This window comes from Pseudorhizobium marinum, from assembly GCF_000705355.1.
In the GTDB taxonomy this organism is placed as follows: domain Bacteria; phylum Pseudomonadota; class Alphaproteobacteria; order Rhizobiales; family Rhizobiaceae; genus Neorhizobium; species Neorhizobium pelagicum.
The window spans coordinates 48,441-54,707 of record NZ_JMQK01000026.1; the positions used below are offsets into that span (position 1 = coordinate 48,441).

Below are 6,267 nucleotides of genomic sequence, written 5' to 3' on the forward strand. Positions count from 1 at the left end.
TTCCGTTCAGTCATTCTTGTTCCGGCAGAGCCGGCTGCCGTTACTGACCGAACAGGAATTCGGCCACCGACACATCAACATGGCCCCTCAGGGGACCCGACACAAGCGCCAGCAGGAAGATGACGGATCCGGCAAAAACAAGGCCATCGACCCGGTCCATGACCCCGCCGTGGCCGGGAATCATCTGGCTGGAATCCTTGACGCCGAATCGCCGCTTCATGAAGGACTCGAAGAGGTCCCCGATCTGGCTCGCCACGGAGAGAATCAACGACAGGGCCACGATCCAGACCGACAGGCGACCGAAGAACGCGAAGGTCAAAAGCGAGCCCGCGATTACGGCCGAGACCGCGCCGCCAATCGCGCCCGACCAGGTCTTGCCGGGCGAGATGCGTGGTGCAAGCTTGGGGCCCCTCAGGGCCCGGCCGATGAAATAGGCGAGTATGTCAGTTGCCCAGACGACCGCGAAGATAAACAGGATCGCCGCCAGACCGGCCGCGCCGCCGTCGCGGATCGCCGCCAGCGAGACGCCGCTCAGACCCGCATAGAGCAGCCCGCCAGGCAACCACCACGTCCCGCCCCCGATCATCACGATCAGCACCACCGTGATCACGAATCCGCTCAGCAGCGGCATGCTCATGGCCGGATCGCCAAAGGCGATGTTGGCTGCCAGCAGAATCAGGGCGACCCAGGCGACGAGATTGCCGGTGAAATTGCGCTCGGTCAGCCGCGCGATCGTCGACCACTCGAAATACACGAGGAGACTGATGGCAGCCGCCAGGATCTGGAATGGCATGCCACCTGCCCAGGTCGCGGCAAGCACGACGGCGGCCATGATGATTGCGGAGATGATGCGGCGCTTGAGCTCCAGGCTCATCATCCAACCACCGCGGTGGTGGCGGGCGACAGCCCGCCGAAGCGCCGGTCGCGTGACGCGAAGATCCGCAGCGCCTCTTCGAACTGCTGGCGGTCGAAGTCCGGCCAGTAGCAGGGCAGGAAGACCAGTTCGGAATAGGCGGCCTGCCAGAGCAGGAAGTTGGACAGCCGCTCCTCGCCGCTGGTGCGGATGATCAGGTCCGGATCCGGAATGTCGGCCGTATCCAGACGGCGGCTGATCATCTCGGCATCGACGGCATCGGGGGCGATGAAGCCCGCGGCGACATCTGCGGCGATCTTGGCCACGGCGCGGGCGATCTCATTGCGGGAGCCGTAGTTGAAGGCAATCACCAGCGTCATCGCCGTGTTATTGCGGGTCGTTTCTTCGGCTTCGAGCAGCAGGGGCAGGATGTCGCCTCGCAGATTGTCGCGCTCGCCGATGATGCGGATGCGCACGTTCTCCCGATGCAGATCGGCGAGATCGCGGCGAATGAACCTTCGCAACAGGCCGAGCAGCGCGTCGATCTCGCTTTCCGGCCGGCTCCAGTTTTCCGAGGAGAAGGCAAACAGCGTCAGGAACTTGACGCCCGCTTCGCCGGCAGCCTTCACCGTTTCGCGGACAGCCTCCACGCCCTTGTTGTGGCCGATCGTGCGCGGAAGACCGCGCTGCTTTGCCCAACGGCCGTTGCCATCCATGATGATGGCAACATGCTCAGGAATGACTGAAAGATCGAGACTAGCCATCGCAATTCCGATTGTCGGGCGTAAGGAGCGCCGGCGCAGGTTAAACCTACACCTGCATGATTTCTTTTTCTTTCTCGCCAAGCAAGCGGTCGACTTCAGAAATTGTCTCGTCCGTCATCTTCTGAACCCTGTCGGAGAGCGAGCGGCTCTCGTCCTGGCCGATGACGCCATCCTTTTCCGACTTCTTCAGATCATCCATGCCGTCGCGGCGGACGTGACGAATCGCGACCTTCGCCTTCTCGGCGTAGTCATGGGCGACCTTCACCAGAGACTTGCGACGCTCCTCGTTGAGCTCCGGCAGCGGAATGCGCAGGTTCTGGCCGTCCATGATCGGGTTCAGACCCAGGTTGGATTCGCGGATGGCGCGATCGACAGCGTTCACCATGGACTTGTCCCAGATGGACACGCCGAGCATGCGAGGCTCCGGCACCGTGATGTTGGCGACCTGGTTCAGCGGCACGCGCGAACCGTAGGCCTCCACCGTGACCGGATCGAGAATGCTGGGCGAAGCACGCCCCGTGCGCAGCGAATTGAGGTCGCTCTTGAAGGCATTGATGGCGCCGTCCATCCGGCGCTTGATGTCGTTGAGATCGATAGATCCGCTCATCCGTCCACTCCAGTCTTATCTCAGGTTCCTTAACCCGCTTCAGTTGTCGGAGACGATGGTCTTGCGACCGCCACCGTTCAATATCTGGGCGAAACCGCCCTTTTCGTGAATCGAGAATACAATGATCGGGATGGAGTTCTCTCGCGCCAGCGCAACGGCTGCGACGTCCATCACCGCAAGGCCCTTGTCGAGCACTTCGCCATGCGTCAGCTGCTCGAAGCGGGTTGCCGTCGGGACCTTCTTCGGATCGGCGGAATAGATGCCGTCGACCTGGGTGCCCTTGAAGATGGCTTCTGCGCCGATTTCGGCGGCACGCAGGGCGGCGGCCGAATCCGTCGTGAAGAAGGGGTTTCCGGTGCCGCCGGCGAAGATCACCACCCTGCCCTGCTCCAGATGGTGCAGGGTGCGCAGCTGGGTGAAGCTTTCGCAGATCTCCGGCATGGCGATCGCCGACAGGACGACGGTGTCGATGTCGAGCTTGCGCAGCGAGGTGGCGAGCGCCAGCGCGTTGATGACGGTCGCCAGCATTCCCATGTGATCGCCGGTCACGCGGTCGCCCCCCTTGGAGGCGACGGCCACGCCGCGGAAGATATTGCCGCCGCCGACCACGACGCCGACCTCGACGCCCATGGCACGGGCTTCCGATATGTCGGAGGCAATACGATCCACCACGGCGACATCGATCCCGAAGCCCTGGCTGCCCATCAGAGCTTCACCAGAGGCCTTGAGGAGAACACGCTTGTAGATGGGCTTGGGGGACATGGGTACTCCTGACAATGAACCGGCTTGCCGATACACGAAGGGCACCGCGTTGTCACGCGGTGCCCTTGTCGTTTTACCGGGATAGTTGCGCCGGGTCAGCCTTTGGCGGCGGCAGCCACTTCGGCCGCAAAGTCGGATTCTTCCTTTTCGACGCCTTCGCCGAGCAGAAGACGGACCATGCCGGTGACTTCGATCGGTGCGCCGACTTCCTTCTCGGCTTCCTTGACGGCCGCGCCGACAGTGAGGTCCGGGTTGATGACGAAGGCCTGCGACAGCAGAGCGACTTCCTCGAAGAACTTGCGCATGCGGCCTTCGACCATCTTCTCGATGATGTTCTCCGGCTTTCCCGATTCGCGCGACTGCTCGATGAAGACGTTGCGCTCGCGCTCGGCGACGGCCGCGTCGACTTCGTCGGCCCGGATGGCGAGCGGCGCAGTCGCTGCGATGTGCATGGCGACCTGGCGGCCGATGACAGCCAGCGCGTCCTTGTTGCCGGTCGACTTCAGGGCGACGAGAACGCCCAGCTTGCCGAGGTTGTCGGCAACGGCATTGTGGACGTAGGTGGCAACGACACCATCATCGACGGACAGCAGTGCCGAACGACGAAGGCTAATGTTTTCGCCGATGGTCGCGATGGAGTCCTTGATGGTGTCCGTGACGGACTTGCCCGATGCCGGGTAGGTCGCCGCGCTGACCGCATCGACCGAACCGTCGGTGGACAGGGCAACCTGGGCGATGCCGCGGACCAGATCCTGGAAGGCATCGTTGCGGGCCACGAAATCGGTTTCCGAGTTGACCTCGACGACGACAGCCGTCGTGCCGGTGCTGGCGATGCCGATCAGACCTTCGGCTGCGGTGCGGCCGGACTTCTTGTCGGCCTTGGCGATGCCCTTGGCGCGCAGCCAGTCGATCGCAGCTTCCATGTCGCCATTGTTTTCGGCAAGCGCCTTCTTGCAGTCCATCATGCCTGCGCCAGACTTCTCGCGCAGTTCCTTCACCATTGCGGCTGTGATTTCGGTCATTATGTGCCTCTTGTTTTCAAGATCGCCTCGGCCGGAAGATCATCGGCGAAGGCAGCGTTGGGGACGAATGTACCCGGAAATATGACAGGGTAATGAAGACCCTTCGCGGGGAGGCTTGCCTCGACCCGGAGGACGAGAGGCGGCGCGGACGCCGCCCCTCGAAAGGATCAGGCCTGAGCCTGAGGCTCGGCCACGGCTTCGGCTTCAGCCACGGCTTCGCCTTCGAGCGCCGGCTCGACCAGAGCTTCGGAAGACGCGCCGAGATCACGGCCGGATGCGCCCTGCTGGCGTGCGATGCCGTCGATGGCAGCGCGAGCGATCAGGTCGCAGTACAGAGCGATGGCGCGCGAGGCGTCGTCGTTGCCCGGGATCGGGTAGTCGATGAGGTCCGGATCGCAGTTGGAATCGATGATGGCGACGACCGGGATGCCCAGGCGCTTGGCTTCGTCGATAGCGATCTTTTCCTTGTTGGTGTCGATGATGAACATCAGGTCCGGAGTGCCGCCCATGTCGCGGATACCGCCGAGAGCCTTGTCAAGCTTCTCGCGTTCGCGCTCCAGGTTGAGGCGTTCCTTCTTGGTGAAGCCCGATGCGTCAGACGCGAGGATCTCATCCAGCTTGCGCAGGCGCTGGATCGAGTTCGAGATGGTCTTCCAGTTGGTCATCATGCCGCCGAGCCAGCGGGAGTTGACGTAGTACTGGGCCGAACGCTTCGCCGAATCGGCGATCAGTTCGGATGCCTGGCGCTTGGTGCCGACGAACAGAACACGGCCGCCACGGGCAACGGTGTCCGAGATGGCCTGCAGGGCGCGCGACAGCATCGGCACGGTCTGTGCCAGATCGATGATGTGGATGTTGCTGCGATCGCCGAAGATGTAGGGCTTCATCTTCGGGTTCCAGCGGTGGGTCTGGTGACCGAAGTGAACGCCGGCTTCCAGAAGCTGGCGCATGCTAAAATCAGGCAGTGACATGCCTTTTTCTCCTTTTCCGGTTGAACCTCCGCAAGGCGAACAGCACCCTCTTCGAGAATGCCACCGGCGGAACAGTCCGGATTTCTCCCGGAACATCCCATGCCTTACGTGTGGAATGGTGGTGCGCATACAGGCGATCCCTCGCAAACGCAAGGGTATTGCGGAAAATAACCCGAGATCAGGCGGACCCGTGGGTCGCTCAATCGGTTCCGAGGGCGAGTTGCTTCATCTCCTCCACGACGGAATCGCGGTTGTCCGAAGAGACCCGGTGGATGTCGTCGATGACATAACCGCCATTTTCCGCCACCACGTCAAAATGCACCTCGTCGGTGCTGTCCTTCAGTTCCGCCTGGTCGAGGCAGCGCCAGAGCTTGAAGCGCACCTTGACGGTCGTGACACCGTTTTCCTCGCCGCCTGCGGCGTCGATCGCGACATCCTCAAGCGGGCAACCATCCTGGGAGGCGGTAACGACATCATAGCCGAAGGGATCGCCGGGACCGCCGTCATCGGTCTCATAGGCGGGCTTCTTGGAGGCCTCGACGTAGGCGGCCCGGAAGCGCTGGCTGAACAGGCGCTGCAGCGGCTCCTCGTCGAAGATGTAACGCCACTCGCTCTCGGCACTGCCCCAGTTGCTTACCGTGATCTCCATCACCTCGCGCACCGGGTCGACGGGTTCGGCGGCCGATGCAAGGCCGGCGACAAGGCTGAGGGCAGCGGCGAGGATGACGTTCCGCATGGTGGAGGTCCGATCGGGTTGCGTGTGGCGGCAGATTATCCGAGCGCGCCGGATTGGCAATATCCAAATGGAACGGCCGGATCAGACGTCGGGGGCGCGGTTAAATGCCACTCGGATCCTGCGTATGGCTTTGCGTTCCGGGCCGTGGATGCTATAGCGCAGCCGATCCATGTCCAATCCGGGGATAGCCATCCCTGCCCGTATTCGAAGAGGAATCCATGCAAAAGATCAAGGTAGCCAATCCGGTCGTCGATCTCGACGGCGACGAGATGACCCGCATCATCTGGCAGTTCATCAAGGACAAGCTGATCCTGCCCTACCTCGATCTGGACATCGAATACTACGATCTGTCCGTCGAGAACCGCGATGCGACGAACGACCAGGTGACGGTCGATGCCGCGCACGCCATTAAGAAGCATGGCGTCGGCATCAAGTGTGCGACGATCACGCCCGACGAGCAGCGCGTCGAGGAATTCGGCCTGAAGCAGATGTGGAAGAGCCCGAACGGCACGATCCGCAACATCCTGGGCGGCGTCATCTTCCGCGAGCCGA

General features: G+C 62.4%; 8 protein-coding genes. 1 reads left to right on the forward strand and 7 read right to left on the reverse strand.

What is annotated here, in order from left to right:
* Positions 1 to 40: 40 nt before the first annotated feature.
* The 7 genes from EO99_RS0122390 to EO99_RS0122420 form a co-directional block, all read right to left on the reverse strand.
* Entirely contained in the window at positions 41 to 874 is an 834-nt protein-coding gene (locus EO99_RS0122390; protein WP_029620800.1) for a phosphatidate cytidylyltransferase, read from the reverse strand.
* Positions 874 to 1,617 (reverse strand): isoprenyl transferase, encoded by a 744-nt coding sequence (locus tag EO99_RS0122395; protein WP_029620801.1) that lies wholly within the window; start codon positions 1,615 to 1,617, stop codon positions 874 to 876. The genes EO99_RS0122390 and EO99_RS0122395 overlap by 1 nt, the downstream gene beginning before the upstream one ends.
* A gap of 46 nt (positions 1,618 to 1,663) precedes the next feature.
* Entirely contained in the window at positions 1,664 to 2,224 is a 561-nt protein-coding gene (gene frr / locus EO99_RS0122400; RefSeq protein ID WP_029620802.1) for a ribosome recycling factor, read from the reverse strand.
* A 39-nt stretch (positions 2,225 to 2,263) separates the two neighbouring features.
* Positions 2,264 to 2,986, reverse strand: coding sequence for a UMP kinase (gene pyrH, locus EO99_RS0122405; protein WP_029620803.1), 723 nt, complete (start codon positions 2,984 to 2,986; stop codon positions 2,264 to 2,266).
* A 95-nt stretch (positions 2,987 to 3,081) separates the two neighbouring features.
* Entirely contained in the window at positions 3,082 to 4,008 is a 927-nt protein-coding gene (tsf, locus tag EO99_RS0122410; RefSeq protein ID WP_029620804.1) for a translation elongation factor Ts, read from the reverse strand.
* A 167-nt stretch (positions 4,009 to 4,175) separates the two neighbouring features.
* Positions 4,176 to 4,979, reverse strand: coding sequence for a 30S ribosomal protein S2 (rpsB, locus tag EO99_RS0122415; protein ID WP_029620805.1), 804 nt, complete (start codon positions 4,977 to 4,979; stop codon positions 4,176 to 4,178).
* Positions 4,980 to 5,178: 199 nt separating this feature from the next.
* Positions 5,179 to 5,715 carry a hypothetical protein gene (locus EO99_RS0122420; protein WP_029620806.1) on the reverse strand — a complete coding sequence of 179 codons (537 nt, stop codon included), beginning with the start codon at positions 5,713 to 5,715 and terminating at the stop codon, positions 5,179 to 5,181.
* A 218-nt stretch (positions 5,716 to 5,933) separates the two neighbouring features.
* Between EO99_RS0122420 and EO99_RS0122425 the strand changes: the two genes are divergently transcribed.
* Positions 5,934 to 6,267: isocitrate/isopropylmalate family dehydrogenase (locus tag EO99_RS0122425; RefSeq protein ID WP_029620807.1), on the forward strand; the 334-nt coding region annotated here is incomplete at its 3' end.

What these genes read in the sequence shown, in the direction of transcription:
- EO99_RS0122420 (WP_029620806.1), bottom strand. Translation starts at nt 5,715, where the DNA reads ATGCGGAACGTCATCCTCGCCGCTGCCCTCAGCCTTGTCGCCGGCCTT.
- rpsB (WP_029620805.1), bottom strand. Translation starts at nt 4,979, where the DNA reads ATGTCACTGCCTGATTTTAGCATGCGCCAGCTTCTGGAAGCCGGCGTT.
- tsf (WP_029620804.1), bottom strand. Translation starts at nt 4,008, where the DNA reads ATGACCGAAATCACAGCCGCAATGGTGAAGGAACTGCGCGAGAAGTCT.
- EO99_RS0122390 (WP_029620800.1), bottom strand. Translation starts at nt 874, where the DNA reads ATGAGCCTGGAGCTCAAGCGCCGCATCATCTCCGCAATCATCATGGCC.
- pyrH (WP_029620803.1), bottom strand. Translation starts at nt 2,986, where the DNA reads ATGTCCCCCAAGCCCATCTACAAGCGTGTTCTCCTCAAGGCCTCTGGT.
- EO99_RS0122395 (WP_029620801.1), bottom strand. Translation starts at nt 1,617, where the DNA reads ATGGCTAGTCTCGATCTTTCAGTCATTCCTGAGCATGTTGCCATCATC.
- frr (WP_029620802.1), bottom strand. Translation starts at nt 2,224, where the DNA reads ATGAGCGGATCTATCGATCTCAACGACATCAAGCGCCGGATGGACGGC.